At 68.5% G+C, this 22,743-nt stretch carries 22 protein-coding genes; 6 read left to right on the top strand and 16 right to left on the bottom strand.

All coding sequences use genetic code 11. The features are described 5' to 3' along the window. The first annotated feature begins 89 nt into the window (after positions 1-89). Entirely contained in the window at positions 90-728 is a 639-nt protein-coding gene (locus BMZ25_RS18940; RefSeq protein ID WP_092696212.1) for an acetyltransferase, read from the top strand. Between the two features lie 10 nt (positions 729-738). Here the strand turns inward: BMZ25_RS18940 and BMZ25_RS18945 are convergent, their stop codons facing one another. The 7 genes from BMZ25_RS18945 to BMZ25_RS18975 all read right to left on the bottom strand — a co-directional run bounded on the left by BMZ25_RS18945 (position 739) and on the right by BMZ25_RS18975 (position 10,376). Then, complete coding sequence (locus BMZ25_RS18945) at positions 739-1,914, bottom strand: DegT/DnrJ/EryC1/StrS family aminotransferase (RefSeq protein WP_092696213.1); 1,176 nt, start codon at positions 1,912-1,914, stop codon at positions 739-741. Continuing rightward, positions 1,911-2,912, bottom strand: a complete 1,002-nt coding sequence (locus tag BMZ25_RS18950; protein ID WP_092696214.1) for an NAD-dependent epimerase/dehydratase family protein — start codon at positions 2,910-2,912, stop codon at positions 1,911-1,913. Before BMZ25_RS18950 ends, BMZ25_RS18945 begins: the two co-directional genes overlap by 4 nt. Continuing rightward, positions 2,912-4,045: a DegT/DnrJ/EryC1/StrS family aminotransferase gene (locus BMZ25_RS18955; protein ID WP_092696215.1), complete on the bottom strand. Its 1,134-nt coding sequence runs from the start codon at positions 4,043-4,045 to the stop codon at positions 2,912-2,914. The genes BMZ25_RS18950 and BMZ25_RS18955 overlap by 1 nt, the downstream gene beginning before the upstream one ends. Next, the gene (locus BMZ25_RS18960; RefSeq protein ID WP_092696216.1) at positions 4,042-5,061 is read right to left on the bottom strand and encodes a Gfo/Idh/MocA family protein; all 1,020 of its coding nucleotides are present in this window, start codon (positions 5,059-5,061) and stop codon (positions 4,042-4,044) included. Before BMZ25_RS18960 ends, BMZ25_RS18955 begins: the two co-directional genes overlap by 4 nt. Beyond that, on the bottom strand, positions 5,058-5,585 hold the full coding sequence (locus tag BMZ25_RS18965) for an acyltransferase (RefSeq protein WP_218142574.1): 528 nt from the start codon (positions 5,583-5,585) through the stop codon (positions 5,058-5,060). The genes BMZ25_RS18960 and BMZ25_RS18965 overlap by 4 nt, the downstream gene beginning before the upstream one ends. A gap of 314 nt (positions 5,586-5,899) precedes the next feature. Continuing rightward, a complete protein-coding gene (locus BMZ25_RS18970; protein WP_092696218.1) occupies positions 5,900-8,941 on the bottom strand; it encodes a DUF4082 domain-containing protein in 3,042 nt (1,013 codons plus the stop codon). Positions 8,942-9,545: 604 nt separating this feature from the next. Next, the gene (locus BMZ25_RS18975; protein WP_092696219.1) at positions 9,546-10,376 is read right to left on the bottom strand and encodes a WecB/TagA/CpsF family glycosyltransferase; all 831 of its coding nucleotides are present in this window, start codon (positions 10,374-10,376) and stop codon (positions 9,546-9,548) included. Between the two features lie 320 nt (positions 10,377-10,696). Here BMZ25_RS18975 and BMZ25_RS18980 point away from each other — a divergent pair, with 320 nt between their 5' ends. Both BMZ25_RS18980 and BMZ25_RS18985 read left to right on the top strand, forming a co-directional pair. Next, positions 10,697-12,496, top strand: a complete 1,800-nt coding sequence (locus BMZ25_RS18980; protein ID WP_092696220.1) for a peroxidase family protein — start codon at positions 10,697-10,699, stop codon at positions 12,494-12,496. A 151-nt stretch (positions 12,497-12,647) separates the two neighbouring features. Next, positions 12,648-13,232 carry a flavodoxin domain-containing protein gene (locus tag BMZ25_RS18985; RefSeq protein WP_092696221.1) on the top strand — a complete coding sequence of 195 codons (585 nt, stop codon included), beginning with the start codon at positions 12,648-12,650 and terminating at the stop codon, positions 13,230-13,232. A gap of 22 nt (positions 13,233-13,254) precedes the next feature. Here the strand turns inward: BMZ25_RS18985 and BMZ25_RS18990 are convergent, their stop codons facing one another. The 6 genes from BMZ25_RS18990 to BMZ25_RS19015 all read right to left on the bottom strand — a co-directional run bounded on the left by BMZ25_RS18990 (position 13,255) and on the right by BMZ25_RS19015 (position 19,382). Then, the gene (locus BMZ25_RS18990; RefSeq protein WP_268874234.1) at positions 13,255-14,547 is read right to left on the bottom strand and encodes a YbfB/YjiJ family MFS transporter; all 1,293 of its coding nucleotides are present in this window, start codon (positions 14,545-14,547) and stop codon (positions 13,255-13,257) included. Between the two features lie 126 nt (positions 14,548-14,673). Next, positions 14,674-15,273, bottom strand: coding sequence for an ABC transporter ATP-binding protein (locus tag BMZ25_RS18995; protein WP_092696222.1), 600 nt, complete (start codon positions 15,271-15,273; stop codon positions 14,674-14,676). Then, positions 15,267-15,992 (bottom strand): ATP-binding cassette domain-containing protein, encoded by a 726-nt coding sequence (locus tag BMZ25_RS19000; RefSeq protein WP_092696223.1) that lies wholly within the window; start codon positions 15,990-15,992, stop codon positions 15,267-15,269. The genes BMZ25_RS18995 and BMZ25_RS19000 overlap by 7 nt, the downstream gene beginning before the upstream one ends. Continuing rightward, positions 15,989-16,840 (bottom strand): ABC transporter permease, encoded by an 852-nt coding sequence (locus BMZ25_RS19005; RefSeq protein ID WP_092696224.1) that lies wholly within the window; start codon positions 16,838-16,840, stop codon positions 15,989-15,991. Before BMZ25_RS19005 ends, BMZ25_RS19000 begins: the two co-directional genes overlap by 4 nt. Further along, entirely contained in the window at positions 16,837-17,820 is a 984-nt protein-coding gene (locus BMZ25_RS19010; RefSeq protein ID WP_092696225.1) for an ABC transporter permease, read from the bottom strand. The genes BMZ25_RS19005 and BMZ25_RS19010 overlap by 4 nt, the downstream gene beginning before the upstream one ends. After that, positions 17,817-19,382, bottom strand: coding sequence for an ABC transporter substrate-binding protein (locus BMZ25_RS19015; protein ID WP_092696246.1), 1,566 nt, complete (start codon positions 19,380-19,382; stop codon positions 17,817-17,819). Before BMZ25_RS19015 ends, BMZ25_RS19010 begins: the two co-directional genes overlap by 4 nt. Before the next feature lie 118 nt (positions 19,383-19,500). On the opposite strand from BMZ25_RS19015, the gene nikR reads away from it, so the two are divergent. The 3 genes from nikR to BMZ25_RS19030 all read left to right on the top strand — a co-directional run bounded on the left by nikR (position 19,501) and on the right by BMZ25_RS19030 (position 21,158). After that, positions 19,501-19,968, top strand: a complete 468-nt coding sequence (nikR, locus tag BMZ25_RS19020; protein WP_092696226.1) for a nickel-responsive transcriptional regulator NikR — start codon at positions 19,501-19,503, stop codon at positions 19,966-19,968. 126 nt (positions 19,969-20,094) lie between these two features. Beyond that, positions 20,095-20,445, top strand: a complete 351-nt coding sequence (locus BMZ25_RS19025; RefSeq protein ID WP_092696227.1) for a CidA/LrgA family protein — start codon at positions 20,095-20,097, stop codon at positions 20,443-20,445. Further along, positions 20,442-21,158 (top strand): LrgB family protein, encoded by a 717-nt coding sequence (locus BMZ25_RS19030; RefSeq protein WP_092696228.1) that lies wholly within the window; start codon positions 20,442-20,444, stop codon positions 21,156-21,158. Before BMZ25_RS19025 ends, BMZ25_RS19030 begins: the two co-directional genes overlap by 4 nt. A gap of 25 nt (positions 21,159-21,183) precedes the next feature. Here BMZ25_RS19030 and BMZ25_RS19035 read toward each other — a convergent pair whose 3' ends face one another. The 3 genes from BMZ25_RS19035 to BMZ25_RS19040 are packed head-to-tail and all read right to left on the bottom strand — an operon-like array spanning position 21,184 to position 22,743. Beyond that, the gene (locus BMZ25_RS19035) at positions 21,184-21,576 is read right to left on the bottom strand and encodes a CBS domain-containing protein (protein ID WP_092696229.1); all 393 of its coding nucleotides are present in this window, start codon (positions 21,574-21,576) and stop codon (positions 21,184-21,186) included. Then, positions 21,573-21,749, bottom strand: a complete 177-nt coding sequence (locus BMZ25_RS21005; protein ID WP_177190543.1) for a hypothetical protein — start codon at positions 21,747-21,749, stop codon at positions 21,573-21,575. The genes BMZ25_RS19035 and BMZ25_RS21005 overlap by 4 nt, the downstream gene beginning before the upstream one ends. Positions 21,750-21,765: 16 nt before the next feature. Next, positions 21,766-22,743: an FAD:protein FMN transferase gene (locus tag BMZ25_RS19040; RefSeq protein WP_092696230.1), complete on the bottom strand. Its 978-nt coding sequence runs from the start codon at positions 22,741-22,743 to the stop codon at positions 21,766-21,768.

Below are 22,743 nucleotides of genomic sequence, written 5' to 3' on the forward strand. Positions count from 1 at the left end.
CATCCAAAAGCCTTTTTTTCCGGGCATGGTCATGCCCGCACTGTCCCGATAGGATGTCGACATTCCCCTTAAAGTCAGGGTAAGAACTTATGGCGAATAAAGAAATCGTCCCGATCGGACTGAGTGGTAACTGCGTGGAGCTTTTCGAAGTTCTTGCCGATAATTTCCACATCCCGGCAATACTGGACGACGGCAAGTGCGGTGAGGACGCTCACTTCGAAGGAGTGCCGGTTCTTCCCCTCTCGGCGTACTCCAAATTCGCCGAATCGCGATTCGTTTTTCTCATCGGGTCGGATCGGAGCTATCGCGCCCGTGCAGGGCTTATCGGTGGATTGGGCCTTGCACGGGACCGCTTCGCCACGATCGTGCATCCGCAGGCGCGTGTGTCGCGTTTCGCCGAGATGGGGCAGGGCGCCGTCCTTTATGCGGGGGTGACGGTGACCTCGAACGCCCATATCGGCGATCACGTGATGATCATGCCGCACGCCGTCGTGCACCACGACGTGACGATTGGGGCACACAGCCTGGTGGGGGCGGGGGTGATCCTCGCCGGCAGCGTCGAGGTCGGGGACAGCTGCTATATCGGCAGCGGCAGCGCGATTCGGAACGGCACCACCATCGGCGCTGGCGCGCTTGTCGGGATGGGGTCGGTGGTGGTCAGGGATGTCGCGCCCGGGGCGGTGGTCGCCGGGAACCCCGCCCGCCCCCTGAAGGGGCGGGGGGGCTGATCGGCGGGCCTCAGGCCTTGATCTTTTGCCGCAGCGGTGTCGTCTGAAGCGTCGACATCGCCTCCTGCAGGACGGTGAGGACCTTGTCCTGCTCTTCGTCCGTCATCTGGGCGTAGAGCGGCAGCAGAATGCAGCGGTCGCGCGCCATCTCCGAGCGCGATAGCGCGTGGGTCAGGTCGAGCCCGGAATACGCACCCTCTAGATGCACGTTCATGATCCCGCGCCGGGTCGCGACACCCCGGTCGAGCATGCGTTGCATCAGCTTCTTCTGGTCGACCCCCCGCGCGAGGGAGACGCAGTAGCTCTGCCAGTTCGAGCGCGCCCAACTCGGCTCGACCGGCGGCGTCAGGCCGGGCATCGACTCGATCGCCCCGTGGTAGCGGTCGGCCAGTTCGCGCCGGCGCGCCACGATCTCGGGCAGGCGCTGAAGCTGCGCGCGCCCGATGGCCGCCTGAATGTCGGTCATGCGGTAATTGTAGCCGCGGACCGGGTAGGTCTCGAACACGACCGAGGCGCTGGCGTGCCGCTTGGTGTCCGACACCGACATGCCGTGCTGGCGCCGCAGGCGGAAGCCGGCATCGAGATCGGCGCGGTTGGTGGTCAGCATGCCGCCCTCGCCGGTGGTGATGACCTTGCGCGGGTGGAACGAGAAGCAGACGACATCGCCGATGGGACGGCCGATCTTCTGCCACGCCCCGTCGATGCGGATCTCTGACCCCGCGCCGCAGGCCGCGTCCTCGATCACCGGCAGTCCGAAGCTGTTGGCGATGGTCATCAGCGCGCCCATGTCGCAGGGCATGCCGATCTGGTGGACGCACAGGATCGCCCGCGTGCGCGGCGTCAGGGCGGCCGCGACCGCCTGGGGATCGATGTTGAAGCCGCTCTGCTCGATGTCGACGAAAACCGGCATCGCGCCGCACTGGCGGATCGCGTTGGCGCCCGCGATGAATGAGTGGCTGACCGTGACGACCTCGTCGCCGGGCCCCACGCCAACGCCCAGAAGCGCGAGGTGCAGGGCGGTGGTGCAGTTGGACACCGCGCAGGCATGGTCGGCACCGACGAAGGCGGCGAACTCGGTCTCGAAACGGCCGACCTCGGGGCCCTGCGAGACCCAGCCGGACAGCACCGCGTTCCGGGCGGCGTCGGCCTCGGTCTCTCCGAGGAGGGGCATGGCGATCGGGATCATTGCGCGGCGTCCTCGACCGGAGCGTCGGACCGTTCGCTCTGCCACCAGTCGATCAGTTCCCGAAGCCCGTCGCGCAGGTCGATGCTGGCGCGAAAGCCGAGCTGCTCGACCGCGGCGTCGCACAGGGCCAGCCGGCGCGGCACCGGGTTGACCGAGCGTGCCGGCGCGTGCTCGGGGACCAGGTGCCCGCGATCCATCCCGTCAGCGAGATACTGCGCCAGTTGCAGAAGCGAGGTCTCGGTCTGGCTGCCGATATTGAACACGGCGTCGGTCGCTGGGCTGGTGGCCGCAAGGATATTCGCGCGGGCGATGTCGCGCACGTGGATCAGGTCCATCGTCTGCGCGCCGTCCCCGAACACGATCGGCGGCTTGCCGTCGGCCAGGTGCTCCATCCACCGGACCATGACCTCGGTATACTTGCCGTGCAGGTCCATGCGGGGCCCGTAGACGTTGAAGTAGCGCAGCGCGACGTAGTCGAGCCCGTACATGTCGTTGAATGACCGCAGCAGCCCCTCGCCAAAGCTCTTCGCCGCTCCGTAGAGGGTGCGGTTGTCGTAGGGCGGGTCGCTCTCGGGCGTCGGGAAATGCGGCGCGAGGCCATAGATCGAGGCGGACGAAGCCATCACGACCTTGCGCACCTTCTGGCGCACGCATTGCTGCAGGATGTCGTAGGTGGCCTGCACCATGACCGACATCGCCTCGTCCGGTTCGGCCGCGCAATGGGTGATGCGCAGCGCCGCCTGGTGAAAGACGGTGTCCGTGCCTTCGATCAGCTGGCGCATCAGCTCGGTATCGCGGATGTCGCCCTCGACCAGGGTGACGCGTCCGCTGTCCATCGCCGCGGCGATGTTCGAGGCCCGGCCGCGCACCATGTTGTCGACCACGAGGATTTCCCTGCAGCCCGCGTCGACGAGAAGGTCGACGATGTGCGAGCCGACGAAGCCGCTGCCGCCGGTGACGAGCACGCGTTTGTCGGAAAGGATGCTCTGCTGGGTCACTATGCGTACTCCTTCCGGCTCGGACGGTCATGCGTCGCGCGGTCGACGAGCCGGTTCGTCGCCGTGATGACGTGCGAGAGTTCACCGGGAGAGAGTTCGGGGAACAGTGGCAGCGAGAGCGTGTGCCGCGCATAGGATTCCGCGACCGGAAAGCGGCCGGGGCCATAGCCCAGGTCAGCATAGGCCGGTTGCAGATGCACGGGATAGGGATAGTGGATGTTGGTCGACACGCCGTCCTCGGTCAGACCGGCGCGCAGCGCCTCGCGGTCGGACGGGAACACGGCGTAGACATGGCAGGCATGATCCTCGCCAAAGGGGCCGAAGGCCTTGAGCAGCATCGGCGACAGGCCGGAATCGTAGGCGTTGGCGATGTTGCGCCGGGCCGCGTTCCACGCATCGATCCGCTTGAGCTTGACGCCCAGGACCGCGCCCTGGATCGCGTCCATGCGGTAGTTGTAGCCGAGCATGGCGTGGACGTAGCGTTCGGTCTGGCCCCAGTCGCGCAGTTGGCGGATCTTCTGCGCGAGGTCCGGGTCGCTGGTCGTGACGGCACCGCCTTCGCCCGCCGCGCCGAGGTTCTTGCCGGGATAGAAGCTGAAGCAGCCGAGATCACCGAACGCGCCCGCCTTGGTGCCGTTGCGCCGTGCGCCGTGGGCCTGGGCCGCATCCTCGATCACGCGCAGGCCGTGCGTCCTGGCGACGGACAGGATCCCGTCCATGTCGGCCAGCCGGCCGTGGAAGTGCACCGGCATGATCGCCTTGGTGCGCGGCGTGATCGCGGCTTCGATCGCGGCCGGATCCATCGTCAGCGTATCGGGGTCGACGTCGACCATGACGGGTCGGGCGCCGGCATAGAGGATCGCCGCGACCGTCGCCACGAAGGTCGTCGGGACGGTGATGACCTCGTCGCCCGGTCCGATGTCGAGCGCGAGCAGCGCGAGATGCAGCGCCGCGGTGCCGGAGCTGAGGGCGATGGCCTCGGCGGTGCCGCAATAGGCGGCGAAATCCCGTTCGAAGCGCTCCACCGGTTCACCCAGGATGTAGCCGCAGCTGCGCAGGGTGGTGAGCACGGCCTCTTCGAGCTCGTCGGCGATGCCGGCATACTGGCGTTGAAGATCGAGGAACGGGATCATGACGCCACCTTCAGGCTGACGAGGTCGACGGGATGGCCGCGCAGCTCGGTCGAGCGGGACGCGGCGGCGAGCATCTCGACGACGCGCAGTCCGCCGACACCGTCGGTGATCGGCGTATCGCCTGTGTCGATGCAGCGGACGAACTCTTCCGTCTCGGAAACGAGCGCTTCCTTGGTCGAAAGGGCCGGGGCATGCATGTCGCCCAGCCGGTAGGACACGAGATGGGCGTAGTCGTCCTGGCCCTTCACGGCGCCGCGGTCGTAGATCTTGACCTTCTCGCTGGCCTGCATGTCGTCGTAGATGACCATCTTCTTGCTGCCGCCGATCAGGGTCTGGCGGATCTTCACCGGCGCGAGCCAGTTCACGTTGAGATGGGCCATCGCGCCGCACTCGTAGTGGACGGTCAGGTGCGCCATGTTCTCGGGGCTGTTGCTGAGGAAGCCCGCCGCGCTGGCCGAGATCGCCGCGGGCTTGCTCTCGAACAGGTGGTCCATGATCGCGAAGTCGTGGACGGCGAGGTCCCAGATCACGTTCACGTCGCGCTGGAACAGCCCGAGATTCACGCGGGTGGAGTCATAGTAGTAGATGTCCCCCAGTTCGCGTGAGTGGATCAGCTTCGAGATCGCCTGTATCGCACCGGTATAGACGAAGGTGTGGTCGACCATCAGCGTCAGGCCGCGCCGCTGGGCCTCGTCCACGAGGCGCGAGGCATTGGCGACGGTTTCGGCCATCGGTTTCTCGACGACGACGTGCTTGCCGGCTTGCAGCGCCGCCAGTGCCAGTGGGTAATGCGTGTTGACCGGCGTGGCGATCATCACGGCGTCGATCTGCGGCGAGCGGATCATCTCCATGATGTCGGTGGTCAGCGCGGCCGCGGGATGGCGCAGCGACGCGCGCTTCAGCGCGGCGTCGGACATGTCCGCGATCATCTCGACCCGTGCCGCGCCGCTTTCCGCGACCGCACGCGCAAGGTTGGGGCCCCAGTAGCCGTATCCGGCGATGCCGATCCTGATCATGACAGCCCCACGATGTTGTCTGGTTGCGAAGTGGCGCCCGCATCCCGGGGCGCGCGATGGCGCACGTCGCCGACCACCCGCGCCGGGTTGCCGGCGACGATGGCGAAGTCGGGGACGTCGCGGGTGACGACGGCACCGGCGCCGACAAGCGCGTGGGATCCGATGGTGATCCCGCCAAGGATCGTGGCATTCGAGCCGAGCGCCGCGCCCTCGCGAACCAGAACCGGTGCGCACTCCCAGTCGTCGCCGCCCTTGAGGCTGCCGTCGGGGGTGGTGCTGGCGGGGAAGAGGTCATTGGTGAACATGACCCCGTGCCCGACGAAGACCTCGTCCTCGAGCGTCACCCCCTCGCACAGGAAACTGTGCGACGAGACCTTGCAGCGGGCCCCGACGACGCAGCCGGACTGGATTTCGACGAAGGGGCCGATCCTGGTCTCGGAGCCGATGCTGCACCCGTACAGGTTGACCAGCTCCGGCTGGAAAATGCGCGCGTCCGGCGCGATGTCACAATCCTTTTGGGGCAAGTGACCGATCTCCGAAATAAATGACATCAAATGGCTGAAGACGCAGAGGCCTCTTCACGAGCCGACTTTAATGTCTTCGGGATCCTGGAAAATCGGGCCAATCGGTCAGTCACGCTCATCCGAAGGCGCGGAGACGGTCCTGGGCATTGGCCTTTCGGTGAAAGGCGCCCGGTGCAAGGGTCCGTCTTCACCCAATAGACGAGGGCGGCGGGCCCCGCGGGGCCGCGGACGAAAAAAGGCGCCCCCGGAGAATCCGGAAGCGCCAGTATGGGAATCCGGCGCCCGATCGGGCGGGCGCCGGAGGCAGTTCGGCGTCAGGCCATCGCGTCGTCTGCGTCCGACTTGGCCGCGACGATCTGGCCCACGTCCATGCCGGCGTACCCGACGCTCTCTTCGACGTGGAAGGTTTCCGCGTCGTTCGAGGTCTCTTCGCGAACGCGCAACTCGGCCTGGTCGCTTTCGATCGAGGCGACTTCCAGCGTGGCGGGGTTGCCGCCGTTGGTGGTCTGCATGTCGGCCAGGAAGGCGAACTCGTCGTTGGCGAAGCTGTCCTCGAAACCGAGGTCGCTCCAGGTGTCGTTGACGCCACCCTTGACGCCGGCCATGCTGCCGTTCGAGGCGCGACCGCCGGTATCGACCGCGATCCAGTCGAAGGCCTCGCCCGAGACCGAGCCGTTCGCCGCCTCCTGGTCGGACATCGACACCTTGAAGCCGTCGGACGAGACGCCGTCGACCCGCTCGGTCACGGCGCGACCGTTCTCGTCACCGGAGACCTGCGCGAACACGGCCGGCGTGTCGCCGAACGCCCCGTCGAAGGAGACGTCGCTCCAGCCGCCATCGCCCGAGCCGTGGCCGGCCGTGACGGTGCGGCCATCCTCGAGCGTGTGGGTGCCGGCTTCCACCGCGACCCAGCTCAGGGTCTCGGAGACGTGGCTGCCGTCCTGGTAGTCCCACTCGTCCATCTGGAACTCGAACCCGGTGTCGGTCACGTTGCGCACGCGGACGATCTCGGGCTGCGCGCCGTTCGATGTCATGGTGCTCATGACCACCGCCGGATCGTCGAGCTCCTGGCCGAACGAGACCTGGTGCCACTGGTCGGGGCCCGACTGCTGCACCGTCACCGTGTCCGCTTCGCCGATCACGTCCGAGCTACTGCCGCTATCCGGCGAGACATCCGACGAGCCGCCCTGGTCGACGACGAGGTCGATCCAGTAGTTGCTGGCCTTGTATGTCTGGCTCGGGGCGTCGTCGGCCGAGTTGGTGTAGGCGTACACGCCGGCGTTTTCACCGATCGAGATCGGGCCTTCGTTGCTGGACCCGGTGAAGTACTCCTCGCTGACCGAGTACTTGCCGCTCTCGGTGAAGTACGAGGCCGTGTAGGTCTCGCCCGCTTCGAGGTCGACCGCGGTGTCGAACGCGACTTCCTGCCAGCCTTCCGACGTCAGGTTGTCGGCGTCGGTCCGCGCGACAAGCTCACCGTCGGAGTTCCAGAGGCTTACGTGCTGAACGCCGGTATTGTCCGCGCTCTTGTAGAAACGCACCGCATCCAGCGTCGCGTCCTCTTTGGCCGTGAACTCGAGCCCCAGCTCGACCGACTTGCCATCGGGATCGGTGATCGTCTCGGGCGTAGCGCCCTCGTCCCACAGGCTGAAGGTCTCGCCGTCGCCACCGGAATTGTCGGCGGAATCGTCGTCGCCGTCGCTTCCACCGGTGTCACCACCGTCGGATCCACCGGTGTCACCGTCATCGGTGCCGCCGGTATCGCCACCGTCGGATCCGCCGGTGCTTCCACCATCGGAGCCGCCACCGTCAGTCCCGCCGTCGTCCGCCGCGGTCGTGTCGACCGTCACCGAAGCGTTGTCGGTCCCGCCGTTGCCGTCGGAAACGGTGTAGTTGAAGCTGGTCTCGCCCGACGCCGAGGCGGAGGGCGTGAAGACGATCGCGCCATTGTCGTTCATCTCGACGCTGCCGCCGTTGCCGGACGACACGTCGGTGATGGTGAGCGAGTCATCGTCCGGGTCGCCGTCGTTCTGAAGCAGGGCACCCGCCTGGATCGTCAGGGACTCGCCGGCCGTCGTCGTGCCGGCCTCGTCATCCTGCGCATTCGGCGCGGCATTGGTCGGCTCCGGTTCCGGCTCGGGCTGGGAGCCGCCGCCGCCCGATCCGCCTGAGCCTTCCTCATAGGGGCCCAGGTCGACCGCGCCGTCGACCACACGCGCACCGCCGTCCAGATCGTTCTCGGGCAGGCCGAAGGAGTCGGTGCCCGCGTTGATCGCCGGCGAGTCGCCCGCCAGCGCGAAGTTGACGCCCGGGTTCACGAACTCGGGGTTCACGCCAAGCAGGTTGCCGTTGGCTTCGGTCGGACCCGCGTTGCCGCCGTCGGTCCGAACCGACGCCTGGCCGGGCGTGCCGTTGAACGTCAGGTTGTTCGACCAGGTGACGTTGTCGTTGGTGTAGCCACCGTAGGACGTGCTGTCGATCGCGGTGTTGTTGCTGTTCACCGAAGGATCGGCGACGGCGATGTTGTTGACGAACGTGTTGTCGCTGGACTGCGAGTTGCTGATCTCGCCGCGCCACGTGCCGCTGTTCTGGTCGTCCTGGTTGTTGTGCCAGGCGGTATTGTTCTTGACCGTTACGTTGTCGCTCCAGACCACCTGCACGCCCTTGCCGCCGTTCTGGTAGACGAGGTTGTTCTCGACCAGCGTGGGGAAGGTGTAGTTGGGGAAGCCGTCGGTCTGCGTGCTCTGGAAATCATCGATGATGATCCCGTTGCCGTCGGTGTGCTGACCGGTTTGTGTGATGTTGTCGTAAGAGACGTTGTCCTTGATGACGGTCCGGAAGCCTTCGGTCTCGGTGTCGCCGGTGATGTTCCGGTTCTGGTAGATCGAAATGCCGGAGAACCAACCGTCGCTGGCGTTGCCATAGGTCGTGTTGCCCTCGACTCGAATGAACTCCGACCAGTTGAACTGAATGCCGGATTCGCCGCTGTCGTGGGCGATGTTGTTCAGGACCTCGATGTGGTGGACATCGTTCGCCTCGATGCCGTCACCACCGTTGCCCGTGATGTCGAAACCGTCGATCGTCACATAGTTGTCGTTGATGCTGACGGCGTTATAGGCCGATGAAGGGGGGCGGATCAGCGCCTCCCCGGGCACCTCCGACCGCAGGGTCACATTGCCGGCGGCCGAGCCGCCCGCGTTGATATTGACCTGCTCGTTGTAGGTCCCGGGTCGAACAACGACCTCGTCTCCAGGCTCAAGGCCCGAGTTCAATGCATGGTTGATCGTGCGGAAGGGGTCATCCGAATTGCCGACCCCACTGTCGCTGCCGTCGGTTGCGACGTAGTAGATTGCCATCGATCTGGTGCCTTTTTCCTGTGGCTGCTTTTCACAAGCTCGCAGTGAAAGGGAATATCTTCGGGGCGGAAGGCAGGCCAAGGGTCCCGGGAGGCGTCTCGACAAGGGCCGGCGACCGTCTGCCGAGACTTATGTCTAGGACGTCCCGGGTTCGACGCGAGCCGCCCAAAATTTCGCGTTATGGTAGAATGTCTTGACCGGCCACGGGCTTAATCAGCGGGATCTCGCAACTTTCGCGGTGTTGCTAAACAGGGCTTTTGGACCGGATTCCGTGACGAAACGAGGGTGCCGCGATTTCTCATGTCGACTCCGTAGTTTACGTGCCTCGCGGTGGAAAAGCGAGTTCTGCGCAGAGTTTCGCCTACTCTTGTCCGAGAGGTTTCGAAAAACTTAATTTATCAGTTTGAGCGCGTCCCTTCCGCCTCCTGCCAGCCGGAATCCGCCATACGCCGAATTGGCGTAGTGACTTTGCCGATCGAAGTAGAGGGGCGATTCCCGCAGGGCGGGTTCGCATTGTTCGGTCCGTGAGTGCGTCTAGACCGGTGCCGCCATTCGGCTCTAGGGCGGCCTCGATGTGCGCATCGCTCGTCCCCCGCGCTCCCGATCAGGCCGGCGGCTGCGAGCCGGGGTCCGGAAACCTTCGTAGCCCGGTGCGCTGCAGCGCCAGCAGTGCGAGGTATCGGGGCACCACGCGCAGGTATCTGCGCCACAGGCGCCGCGGCTCGGCGGCCAGCCTGAATGCCCATTCCAGCCCGGCCCGCTGAAGCCGGGCCGGTGCCTGTCGCACGTTTCCCGCGTGGAAATCGAACGCCGCGCCTACGCCGAGCAGGACGGGGGCCTCGAGACGGTGACGCATTCGGGCCATCCATCGTTCCTGTTTCGGTGCGCTGAGACCCACCCAGACAAGGTCGGGAGCCGCGGCGTTGATGCGGCGGGCGACGTCTGCTTCCTCGGTCTCGGTCAGGGGGCGGAAAGGCGGGGAATAGCTGCCGACGATGCGCGCCCTGGGTGATTTCCGCGTGAGCGCGGCCTCGAGCTTGGCCAGCGTTCCGGGTGTCGCGCCATATAGATAGTGGCGCAGCCCGTTGAGCTGTCCGCGCTCGATCAGGGCGAGCATCAGGTCGGGACCATAGACCCGGCCGGCCTCGGCATGGCCCCGTCGGCGCAATTCCCAGACCAGCGGCATCCCGTCGGGCGTGACGAGGAGCGCGTTGTTGAAGGCCTCCCGGAGGGCGGGGTCGCCCTGACAGTCGACCAGCCCATGCGCGCCCGCTACGCAGACATAGCCGCGCTCGCGCCGGACCACCGCGTCCTCGATGCGGCGGACGGCCTCCGGCAGGTTCAGCGCCGAGACCTTCACTCCCAGCAGGTTGATCGTCGCGGCGCGGTCAGGGGCGCCGGCGTGCGGGGCCGTGTCGAGTTGGGTACCGTCCATCACCAGTCCTCTTCCGAAGTGACCGGCAGAGAATAGAAGACGCGGCTGTCCGATCACTTCGGCAGATCGGATAGGGCAGCTTGCCCGAACTGCGCCGAAGGGCGTATCGCGGCGCGTTCAGACAGGCATTGACGGCAGGTCAAACCTTTCGGTGCCAACATCGAAAGAAGCTTTCGGTACGGGAAACCTTACCCTTCGTAATATTGCGGGAAAGGCGAAAATTGGGTAATACTGCAACCATTACGAGAGCAGGCCCTCTGTATTTTTAGTGGTCCGGCGCCGGGTATGGCGCGTTCAATTGCAGCAATAAGGATACTCCAATGTTGTTTTGCCTGGGACACGGCCAGCACGTCGTGCAGGAGAAGGATGCGGCGTCCAAGACTGCGGGAGCGCCGCTCACGGCGGTGGCGCCGGATATGCACCTGAAAGGCTACGCGGCGCCGACGCGCGAGCCGGAGCTAGAGGGCGAACCGGCCGAGGCCGGAATGGCCGGCGACGCCGACATGGTGTCGGCGGACATGCCCACCGAGGATGTCGGCAAGTTCTGCTACTACTTCCCCAGCGGCTATGCCCTGCCGGAAAGCGCGGACATGCCGGAGCTGCTGGACGCTCTGGCCGACAGCATGGTCGAGGCGAACCCCGTCTCGGCGGAGCAGAATTCTCAGATCCCGCCGGTCTTCACCTATTGGGGCCAGTTCATCGACCACGACATGACCGCGAACACTGACCGCGAGAGCGACGTGTCGATGATCGAGGGCAACATCAGCCCCAAGACGCGTGACGAGGTCACGGCCAACCTCTTCAACCTGCGCGACGGCTCGCTCGGGCTCGACAGCCTGTATGGCGACACCGTGGGGCAGGGCCCCTTCGCCAACCGCCTGTCGCAGATCATGCGGTTTCCGGGAAACCGCGCCAAGATGCGCCTCGGGCTGCCGGCCGCGGTGGGGGGAAGGGTCCCGCTGCCGGAGACGGACAACGCGACCGACCTGCTGCGCCTGGGCTTCCTGCTGCGCAACAACATCCTGACCGTGGAGGAGCTGCGGGCGATCCCGGATCCGGACCTGCGCAGTGTGTTCCTTGACGGTGACGGCAACCCGATCCCGACCCGCGCGATCATCGGCGACAGCCGCAACGACGAGAACCTGATCGTCGCGCAGCTGCAGGTGCTGTTCCTGCGGTTCCACAACAAGCTGGCCGACGCGACCCAGTCGCGCAGTTTCGACACCGCGCGGCGCCTGACCCGGTGGCATTACCAATGGCTGGTGCTCCACGAGTACCTGCCCACCGTCTGCGACCCGGCCATCGTGGACGAGGTGGTCGATCTTGCCGCGCCGCTCTACACGGCGTTCTACGACATGCACAACGGCAGCGGCCCCAAGATGCCGATGCCGCTGGAGTTCTCGGTCGCGGGCTTCCGCTTTGGACATTCAATGGTGCGGGGCGGCTACGACCACAACCGCTTCTTCGGCCAGGCCGAAGGCGGCTCGACGCCGCTTCAGCCCTTCGCGGCGATGAACGACCTGTTCGCGTTCACCGGCGACGGCCGGATGAACGGTTTCCCGGTCGAGCAACTGCCGCAGAACTGGGTGGTCGAGTGGGATCGCTGGGTCAGCATCGACCCCGCCAATCCAGGCCGGTCGGCGCGCAAGATCGACACCGAGCTCGCGCCGCCGCTGCTGGACCTCGTGAATCAGCCCGCCGGCGTGTTCAAGCACCTCGCGCGGCGGAACCTTCGGCGTGGCTACCGGCTGAGCCTGCCCACGGCGCAGTCCTGCGTCGAGTCCGTGCTGAACTCGGGCTACAAGCAGTTCGACGTGCTCACGCCGGAACAGCTCGCCGAGGGCAGCGACGCGCGGCAGAAGGCGGTCAAGGACGGTGGTTTCGACACCAACACCCCGCTGTGGTTCTACATCCTCAAGGAGGCCGAGGTTCTGGGCAATGGCGAGCATCTGGGCCCGCTCGGAAGCCATATCGTCGCCAACACCCTGGTCGGTCTCGTGGTCAACGACATCGAGAGCTATTGGAACGCGCCAGGCGGCCGCTGGCAGCCAGAGCATTTCGACGCCCAGCACCCGATCAAGTCGATCCAGGACGTGATGCGCTTCTGCGGCATGCTCTGATCTCTCGCATACGACGATCCAACGGCGCCCTCATCGGGCGCCGTTCCTGCCATAGTCTCCCTTGATCTGGAACAACGAGCGGCGGCGCCATCCGTCCTATCCTGCCTCGCGCAAACCCGCAGCAGGAGCCACGCACGCTCGAGGAGGACGGATGTCAGTGCTGATCATATACCAGTCGCTCGAGGGCCAGACCCTCAAGATCGCCCGGTTCGCGCGCGACGTCGCCGACAAGGCCGGCGAAGAGGTCACGATGTTCGATACGGCGGACAAGACGGCACCGGTCTCGTTCGACGGCGTCGACCGCGTGATCCTGGCGGCGCCGGTGCACGAGCGGCGGCACCCCAAGGAGTTCGAGTTCCTCCTGACCACCTCGGCCGACGACCTGGCTGCCCGCAAGACACTGCTGATTTCGGTCAGTCTGAGCGCCGCCTTCGAAGAGGGCCTTGGCGAGGCGCGCGACTATCTCAACGAGCTGGAGATGCGTACGGGGTTCAGGCCCGAGGTCGAGGTGCTGGCCGCGGGCGCGGTGCGGACCGGACGCTACGACTACTTCGCGACCCAGGTGGTCCGCCACGTCGTCCTGCGCGACCGGGACTACGATCCCGGCGAGGGCGAGCACGAGTTCACCGACTGGGCCGCGCTCGAAGTCGCCCTGCGGGACTTCCTCAGCGCCGATCCGGAGGCAGGCGCGAGGTCCGGGCATCTGGAGGGGTTGGGCCCCGCGCGGAACGGCTGATCGCGCCGGCCCCCGCGAGCCCTCAGCCGTCGACCGCGCGCTCGCGGACGAAGCGGTTCAGCAGGGCCGCGGCGGTCAGGGCCGGCAAAGCCGCGGTGCCCAGGAACATCGCCTCGGCGCCGAACGCGTCCGACGCCAGCCCGGCCAAGGCCGGACCGATGACGCTGCCCGTCGCGGTCGCCAGAAGCGCCGCGGTGAAGCTGAGCGAGGGCAGGGTCGGAAACAGGCGATCCGACCAGAAGGCCAGGATTGCGCTCGTCATCATCACGTGCAGCCCCTGCAGCCCCGCCGACAGGATCAGCCCCACCCAGGATGCCGGCAGGATCACCACGAGGACGCAGGACGCTGTCCCGGCAAGCATGATCAGCCGCAGCAGCATCGGCAGCCCGACCATCGCCTTCACCCGCCCCGTGCCGAGCGCGGCCAGCCCGAACAGGCCATAGAAGATGAAGACGAGCGGCGGGGTCGCCGCCGCAGGCAGGCCCGGCACGCCGCCGGCCTCGGCCATCTGGTCGCCGGCGAAGGCGATGTAGATCGCCGAGTTGGTGCCGTAGGCGAAGGCGACGGCATAGAGCGGGATCGCGGCGACGGGCAGAAGATCGCTCCAGCCGCGGGACCAGGTGCCCTCGGTGTCCTTTCCGATGCTGCGCAGGGCCGCCCAGTTGCCGATCAGCACGAGCGCGGCCGCGATGGCGAAGATCGACCAGCAGACGCGCCACGACAGGCCGGTGAAGACCGTCGCCAATGCCGCGACCCCCGCGCCGGCGATGCCGATCCCGGTGCCGCTGCTGACGGCCGAGAGAGAGGCCGGCCGGTTCTCGTCCTCGACCGAGCGATGAACCGCGTCGTTGAACGGCGTCCAGGCGAAGCCCGCGCTGGACGTCGCCAGGAATACCCCGAGCGCCAGGAAGGTCAGGTTCGGCGCCGCCGCGACGGTCGCCATCCCCAGCACAGCCGCGATCAGCCCCGACAGGACCGGCAGCTCGGGCCCGAGCCGGCGGAGCAGCGTCTGCGCCACGAGGAGCCCCAGGAAGAAACCGAAGAACCCCAGCGACGAGATGAAGCCCACGGTCGAGGTCGAGATCTCGAACGCGGACCGGAACTCGGGCACGAACAGGCCGAACCCCATCCGCGCGGGCCCGTAACTGATGGCGGTCGCCGCAAAGCCGGCCGACGAGAGGCTCCAGAAATAGGTTATGATCGTCCTCCGTTCGCTCGCGATCGCTGCCGTTTTTCTGCGCGCCGGACATGGCGCGGCGCTCGATGCCAGGAGAGTAGGGACGAACGGAGCGGGCGAGTGGTTCCTTGCGGACAACCTCGCAGGAGTGCTCGCCGGCGCCTGAGCGCCCGGGTGCGCGGATGTCGGTGCGGATTTCCGCTGTCGGTGCAGGCGATTTTCGTGCCTGCGCGGAGGGGCGTGCGGCCGACAGTAGGAATTGCGCTACCCGAGCACCTGCGACCGGTCGCAGTAGCGCGCTCTGAGGGCGGCGTTGTGGCTGATGATCAGCAGGCCGATGCGCCGGTTCCGGGTCAGGGCCGTCAGGCGGTCCAGCAGGGTCGCCTGTTCCAGCGCGTCGAGCTGGGCGGTGACCTCGTCGCAGATCAGTACCCGCAGGGCGGGATGGAACAGCCGCGCGAGCGAGACGCGGGCCAGCTCGCCGCCCGACAGTTCCACCGGGCGCCGGTCGTGCCATGCCGGGGCGACGCCGAGGGCCGCGAGGGCGAGCGGATCGGGCGTGCCGCCGTTGTCCAGGATGCGGCCGACGGTCCAGAACGGGTCGACGGCCAACTCCGGGACCTGCGGCGCATATTGGACCGGGGCAGGGCGCCGCGGTGCCGTGCCGGGAAGGGGGGCGCCGTCGAGGCATATCCGCCCGGCCGATGGCGACAGACGGCCCGCGAGAAGGCGGCCGAGGGTGCTCTTGCCGCTTCCCGAGGGGCCGCCGAGGCCGACAACTTCGCCGGCAGCGAGAGACAGGTCGACATCTTCGAGCACGGCCACGCGGCCGTAGGCGTGGTGGATGCCCTCGGCGCTCAGCATGCGGTCTCCGGCAGCTGCGCCCGCCACAGGTCGCGGGCGAACGGGCTGGTCAGGGCGCTGCCGTCACCGGCGAAGGCGGCGGCGGGGGCCACTTCCTCCGGGCGGCCGTGCCGCAGGATCAGGATGCGGTCGGCAAGACCGGCGAGGCGCGGCAGGTCGTGGCTGATCACCACCAGCCCGCGCCTCTCGCGCGCAAGATCGCCCAGCAGGGCCATCACGTGATCCGCGGCACTGGCGTCGAGACCGACCGTCGGCTCATCGGCCACGAGCCAGTCGGCCCCGCGCGCCAGCGCCGTCGCCAGCAGCGCCCGACGCGCCATGCCCCCCGACAGCATGTGCGGATAGGCTCGTGTCAACGCGGCGGACAGGCCCACCCGCTCCAATTCGGTGCGCGGGTCGCTGCGGCGTCCGCCGAGGCGCCGGATCTGCCGGCCCAGCGGGGCGAGAGGGTCGAGCGCGTCCAGACGTTGCGGGGCCAGCGCGATGTCCCGCGCCCCCGGCCGGGCGCCATCGACGGTGATCTTGCCGAAAGGCTGGGCGCCGCGCGGCAGGGCGCCGGCCAATGCGGCGGCGACAAGGCTTTTTCCGGCGCCGGAGCTGCCGGAGACCCCCAGTATCTCGCCCCGTTCAAGCGCGAAGCTGACGCTGTCGAGCGCCGTGACCGGGGGCAGGCCGGGGCGTGATAGGGTGAGGCCGAGGGTGTCGACACGCAGGGTCATGGCGTGCCCTCGGGCGGGGCGGTGGCGGCGCGCAGCACCTCGCCGAACCGCTCGAAGCTGAGCGCGACGATTACCAGCCCCGCGCCCGGCGCGGCGGCGACCCACCAGTGACCGGCGACGATCTCGCGCAGGGAGTCCGACAGCATCACGCCGATCGAGGGCAGGTGCGGCTCGATCCCGAGACCGATGAAGCTCAGCCCCGCCTCGTGCAGGATCGCGTGGGGAAAGATCAGCACGAACCCCGCCACCACCTGCGGCAACAGGTGCGGCGCCAGGTGATGCCGGGCGATCCAGGGACGCGAGCGTCCCAGCGCCCGCGAGGTCGCGACGTAATCCGACGCGGCGACGGTCTGCGCCTCGTGCCGCAGCACCCGCGCGAGCCGCGGCCAATGGGTCAGGGCGACGGCGAAGATCACGCCCGTCGCACCCGCGCCCGTCGCGAAAGCCACCATGATCAGCAGCACGAAATGCGGCAGGCCCAGCACCAGCTCCGTCAGCACGCCGACCACGTGGTCGGCCACCCGTCCGAGCGCCGCGGCCAGCCCGAGGATCAGCGCGATCGCGGTCGAGGCGGTGGCGGCGAGCAGGCCGATCTTGACGCTCATCGCCAGCGCGGCCAGGGTGCGCGCCGCGACGTCCCTCCCGAGGCTGTCGGTGCCCAGGGCATGTGCGGGACCGGGCGCCCGCCCCACTGCCTGCGCGTTCACGTCCAGCCATGGCTCGGGCATGAGCGCCGCGGCCGCGAGGATCAGCAGCACCAGCCCGGCCGCACCGGCGCCGCGCCAGAGCGGATGGCGCCCGCCCCGCGTTCCGCCGGGGCCGCGCGACAGGATCTCCAGCGCGGTCATGCCGGCCCCTGGCGCAGGCGCGGATCGGCCAGCCGCGCCGCGATGTCGGCCAGCAGGTTGCCGCAGAACACGAAGAGCAGCGTCGTCAGCCCGATCCCCATGAGCAGCGGCGCGTCGGCGCCGGTCGCGGCCCGCACCGTGGCCTGCCCGAGGCCGGGCCAGGCAAAGACTGTCTCGGCCAGGACCGAGCCGCCGAACAGCTCGCCCGCGCCGGCCAGGTGCAGTGTCAGCGCAGGCCCCAGCGCATGGCGCAGCCCGGCGCCGAAGGCGATGCGCTGCCATGACAGGCCATGCGCCCGCAAGTGCAGCGCGGCGGGACTGTCGAGGAACGCCACCAGCCGCTGCCGCGTGTGCAGGATCAGCGGCGCGGTGCCCACGACCGAAAGTGTGGCGACGGGCAGCACGAGATGCCGCGCCCTGTCGCTCCAGCCGGCTTCCCCGGCCGTCAGGCCCGGCGGCGCCGCGCAGCACGACGGCAACCAGCCGAGCCCCACGGCGAACAGAGCGATGAGCAGGATCGCGATCCAGAAGCCCGGACTGGCCGACAGCGCCACCGCCAGCGTGCGGATGATCCGGTCGGCAGGGCCGCCCCGCGCCGCCGCCGCGGCGATGCCGAGTGTCGTGCCCACGACGAACGAGACGGCGAAGGCGCCCGCGATCAGCACCAGCGAAGCCGGGAAGCGCCGCGCGATCACCTCGGCGACCGGCATGTCATAGGTCAGCGACCGACCCAGGTCACCGCGCAGGACATCGCCCAGCCAGTGCCCGAACCGCTCGGTCGCGGGGCGGTCGAGGCCCCAGGCGGCGGCGATGGCCTCGCGCTGTTCGGGACCGACCAGCGAGGTGCGGTCGCCCACATAGGCCTGCACCGGGTCGATCGGCGCCAGCGAGATCAGCGTGAACAGCCCGATTGCCGCCAGCGGCAGCAACCAAGCGAGCCGCACCAGCCGCCCGAGGAGAAGCGGGCGCAGCCAGCTCATTCCGCGCAGGTCCAGCGCCAGTCCGGCAGGTCGTGGGTGATCGGGAAACCATGTCCGTGCGGGTGGATCTGCCGTGCCCCGGTGTCGAGACACTCCGACACCCAATAGGCGTGCTCGAGGTTGACCATCCACGCCCAGGCGGCATCGCCCCGCGCACCGAACCCGGTTTCGCCATCCCATTCCGCGGCCTGCCATTCGGCCAGCGAGGCCTCGAAATCCGGGGCGCGTTCGGCGGCCTCGAGATGCGCGTTCACCGTCGGATTGTCGTAGAAGCCGGGGTTGAAGTAGCCGATCCCGGCGTAGTCGCCGTGGTGGATGTTGTAGACCTCGGACGGGTCATGCGCGCCCCAGCCCAGCACCACCACCTCCGAGTGCATCATCGCGCGAATTTCGTCCCAGCTGCGCCCGGTGGGCGTCGCCGCGATGCCGATCTCGCGCAATTGCTGCGCGGCGCCAAGCGCCAGCGCCTGCCGGGTGCCGTCGCCGGCCGGGTAGACGATCGCGAAGGCGGCGTCGCGCCCGTCCTTCTCGCGCGTGCCGTCGCCGTTCGTGTCGCTCCAGCCCGCCGCGTCGAGCGTCTCTCGCGCCGCCTCGGGATCGTTGCCGGGAAGCGCGCCCTCTGGATTGTCCCACGGCAGGCCGTCAGCCGGCCCCGTGGCGGGCCGGCCGTGGCCGTTCAACGCCAGCGTCACCAGCGCCTCGCGATCGAGCGCGCGGTTCACCGCCACGCGGATCGCCCGGTCGGCGGTCACGTCGTTGCCGATCGGCGCGCCGCCCTCGGTCGTCGCGCCGGTGTCGGGGACCATCGGGAACATGAGGCCGCGGTTGTCGACCGTCTCGACATGCAGCGTCTCCATCCCGTCGGGCGGGGTATCGGCCTGCGATGCGGGCACCGCGACGAGATCCGCCGCGCCGGTCCGGGCCAGCGACAGCCCGGCCTGCTCGGAGCCGAAGACGAAGCTCACCCGCTCGAAGGGCACATCTCCGCCGTGCCAGTAGGGGTTCGGCTCGACCACCAGCTGCGCGCCCTCGCGCCATTCGACCATCCGGAACGGGCCGGAGCCGATCGGCTCGCGGGCATAGCCCGGCCCGTAGCCGTCCGCCGGCACGATGCCCAGCGTGGCGAGGCGGCTGGTGAACGAGATGCGCGGCTCGGCCAGCTTCAGCTCGACCTCGTGCGGGCCGCTGACACGTGCCGCGTCGAAGCCGGTGAGATCCACCAGGCCGCCTGCGTCGCGCGCGGTGTTGTAGGTAAAGACCACGTCCTCGGGTGTCAGCGGTGTCCCGTCCGAGAAACGGGCGTCGTCGCGCAGGGTGATCGTCCAGAGCGTCCCGTCCTCAGACAGCGTCCAGTCGGTCGCAAGGTCGCCCTCGAGTGCGAGGTCGGCATCCCGGCGCAGGAGCGTCGACTGGAACAGCGGGTTGCCGTAGCTTCCCCAGCCGGTGACCGGATCGAAGCCGGACTCGGGCTCGCCCCCCACGGCCAGGACGAGGGGGCGCGCGCCGGCGGGCGCGGCGAAGAGGGCGACGGCGACGAGGAGGGCGGGCGTGAGCTTGGACATCATGTCCCTGCGTATGATTTCGGATCGCAGAATTCATACCGCATCGGAGTGCGAGGTAAAGGCTTGCGTCCGGGCCGCCGGGCGGAAACCATCGGGTCACGCGCAAGAGGGAGGCCACATGCCCCGGATCACGGTGTCCATCGAAGACGAGCTGCTCGCCGAGCTCGACGCCTACATGGAGCGTTCGGACGCCACGAACCGTTCGGAAGCGATGCGCGACCTGCTGCGCCGGGCGCTCAGCCGGCAGGCGCCGGAAGAAGCCGAGTGCATCGGCGTGGTCAGCTACACGCTCGAACTCTCGACGCGCGACCTCGGCCGGCGCGTCCCCCAAAGCCGCCACGCGCGCCACGATCAGACGGTGGCGGCGCTGTCCGTGCCGGTCGACCACGACTCAGCGGTGGAGGTGACGGTGATGCGCGGGGCCGTGGGCGCGGTCGAGGATTTCGCCAACGGCCTCTTCTCGGAACGCGGCGTGCGCCACGGCCGGCTGGCCCTGATCCCTGTCGAGGCCCGCGAGGCCGTGCACTCCCACGGCCGCGGCGAACCGCACGCCCACAGCCATTACAAGATCCGTGAAGGGTTCTGAGTTTGGCATCGCGGGGCAGGGCGCCGTCGGGTCCGCTTGTCCAGAGCGAGCGCCGCCTTGGACCGGCGAGCCGGGCCCGGCCGTCATCACCCTGAACCTGACACGGCACGAAAGGGCCCGGACACCATGCTGACCCCGATCGCCATCCTCCTCGTGTGCCAACTGGCGGGAGAGACGGCCAGCCGCGCCCTCGGTCTTCCGGTACCCGGCCCGGTTCTCGGACTGCTGCTGCTGTTCGTTGTCCTTCTCCTCCGGCCGGCGGTGGCGCGGAGCGTCGGGCCGGTGGCCCAGAGGATACTGGCGCATCTGTCCCTGCTCTTCGTCCCGGCCGGGGTTGGGGTGATGGCGCAACTGGACGTGCTCGTCCGTGACTGGTTCGCGCTCGGCGTGACGCTTGTCGCCAGCACCGTGATCTCGCTGCTGGTCGGTGTGGGCACGTTCCTGTTCGTCCTCAGGCTTTCGGGAGGCTCGCGATGACCGACGTGACCGAGATCTGGAGCTACCTGGCCGCCCGGCCGCTGCTGTGGCTGACCTGCACGGTGGTGGCCTACCTCGTCGCGGATCGCATCTCGCTGCGGCTCAACCGTCATCCGGTGGCCAATCCCGTGCTCCTGTCGGTGCTGTTCATCGCGCCGCTGCTGTGGCTGTCGGGCACGCCCTACGCCACCTATTTCGACGGGGCGCAGTTCATCCACTTCCTGTTGGGGCCGGCCACGGTCGCGCTGGCCGTGCCGCTGCATGCGAACCTCGCCAAGATCCGTGACTCGGTCCTGCCCCTGATCGCGGCGCTCTTCGCTGGCTCGCTCGCCGCGGCGGGATCGGCCATCGTGATCGCCATGGCCTTCGGCCTGCCCGACCAAGTGATCGTCTCGATCAGCCCCAAGTCGACCACGGCCCCCGTCGCCCTGGGTGTTTCCGAGGCGCTCGGCGGCAGTCCGACGCTGACGGCCGTGCTTGTCATCCTCACGGGCATCACCGGCGCGGTCGTCGTGACGCCGCTGATGAACATGCTGCGCATTGAGGATTGGCGCGCGCGGGGCTTTGCAGTTGGGGTGGCCGCGCACGGGATCGGGACCGCGCGCGCGTTCCAGGTGAACGAGACGGCCGGCGCCTTCGCCGGGATCGGGCTGGCGCTGAACGCGGTGCTGACGAGCATCCTCGCGCCGATCCTGGTCGCGCTGCTGCTCTGAGCCTCTCCGGCTCCGCTTTCGTCCCTCAGCCGATCCGGACCAGCAGCGCCAGGACGTCAGATCGGTGCAGAAGACCGGCGACCAGCCGTCCGTCCATGACCGGGAAGACGCGGTGGGGATGGGTCAGGAACATCTCCGCCACGCGGATGACCTCGTCCTCGGCCTCGACCGACACGATCTCGCGCGACATCCAGTCGGCGACCCGGCCGCTCCATTCCCGGTGGTAGCTGGCGTGAAGGGCCGGACGGAAGCAGTCCTTCTGGCTGAGAAGGCCGATCATCTGCCCGTCCTCCGCCAGAACCGGCGCCACGGCGGCCCGCGCGTCGATGAGAAGCGCCATGGCGCGGCGGATCGGTGTCTCGGCCGTCAGGGTGGGCCCGTCGGTGCGCATGATGCCGCGAACGCGATACTCGGTCATCGGTCGTGCCCCCGGTCATCGCGCCGCCGCAACGGGCAGTCGGCGCAGCGCCCCGTGGCAAGGCCGTCGGCCGCCGCGCATCCCGTCCGGGCCGGGCTGCGCCCGAACACGAGACCCAGGCCGATCCCCGCGGCGGCCAGGGAAACGATGGCGATGGCGAACAGGATCTCCATGGGATGTGCCTTTCGGTTACAGAAGCATCTCGGCAATCGCGCCGCTGCGACGCAGACGCAGCCTTCCGGCGTCCTCGGAGACGAAGAGGGCCGCGATGCCGTGCGCCTCGGCCAAGGCCGGACCGTCCTCGTCGCCGGCTGCGCAGAGCGCCGTCGCCCAGGCGTCGGCCGTCATCGCGTCCGCGGCCACCACGGTGACCGATAGCAGCGTGCCGGAGGTGGGCGTCCGTGTACCGGGGTCGACGATGTGGCTATAGCGGCGTCCGTTCAGGACATAGCTCTGCGCCCGTGTGCCCGAGGTGGCCACCGCGGTGCCGGAGGGCAGGCTCAGCGTAGCCGCGCTGGGACGACCCTGCAGCGGCGACTCCACCGCCACCCGCCACTCGCGCCCGTCGGGATGCCGCCCGAGCGCCACGAACTCGCCCCCGAGGTCGAACAGCAGGTCCTCGATCCCGGTAGAGCGAAGCCGGGCCGCCGCCTGATCGAGGGCCCAGCCCTTTGCGATTCCGCACAGGTCGAGGGTGAGATCGGCTCGCGCCTTCGTCACGCCGCTGGGGCGGGCCGCGAGCGCGCGCCAATCCGGTTCCCCGCCGCGGACGATCGGGCCGAAGCCCCAGCGGGCCACCAGGGGGCCGACGGTCGGGTCGAAGGCCCCGTCGCTCTGGCCCGCGATCCTCAGGGCGGCGGACGCGACCTCGGTCAGCGCGCGGTCCGCGGCAACGGCCCCCGCCGGCGCGGCGTTGAACCGGCTGATCGCGCTGTCGGGGCGCCAGGGCGACAGCTGCCGGTCGATCCCCGCGAACAGCGCCTCGACCTCAGGGGCCAGCCGGTGCAGCCCCCCGTCCGGCCGCGCGGCAACGCGCCACTGGGTGCCGAAAGCGGTGCCGGACAGTGTCTCGACGCGCGCCGCCATGGCCGCCCGTGGCAGCAGCAGCGACCCGCCCAGTAGGCCGAGGGCGGTGCGGCGGGACAATCGGGGCCTGTGTGTTTTCAT

The sequence above is a fragment of the Tranquillimonas rosea genome, assembly GCF_900111315.1.
In the GTDB taxonomy this organism is placed as follows: Bacteria; Pseudomonadota; Alphaproteobacteria; order Rhodobacterales; family Rhodobacteraceae; genus Tranquillimonas; species Tranquillimonas rosea.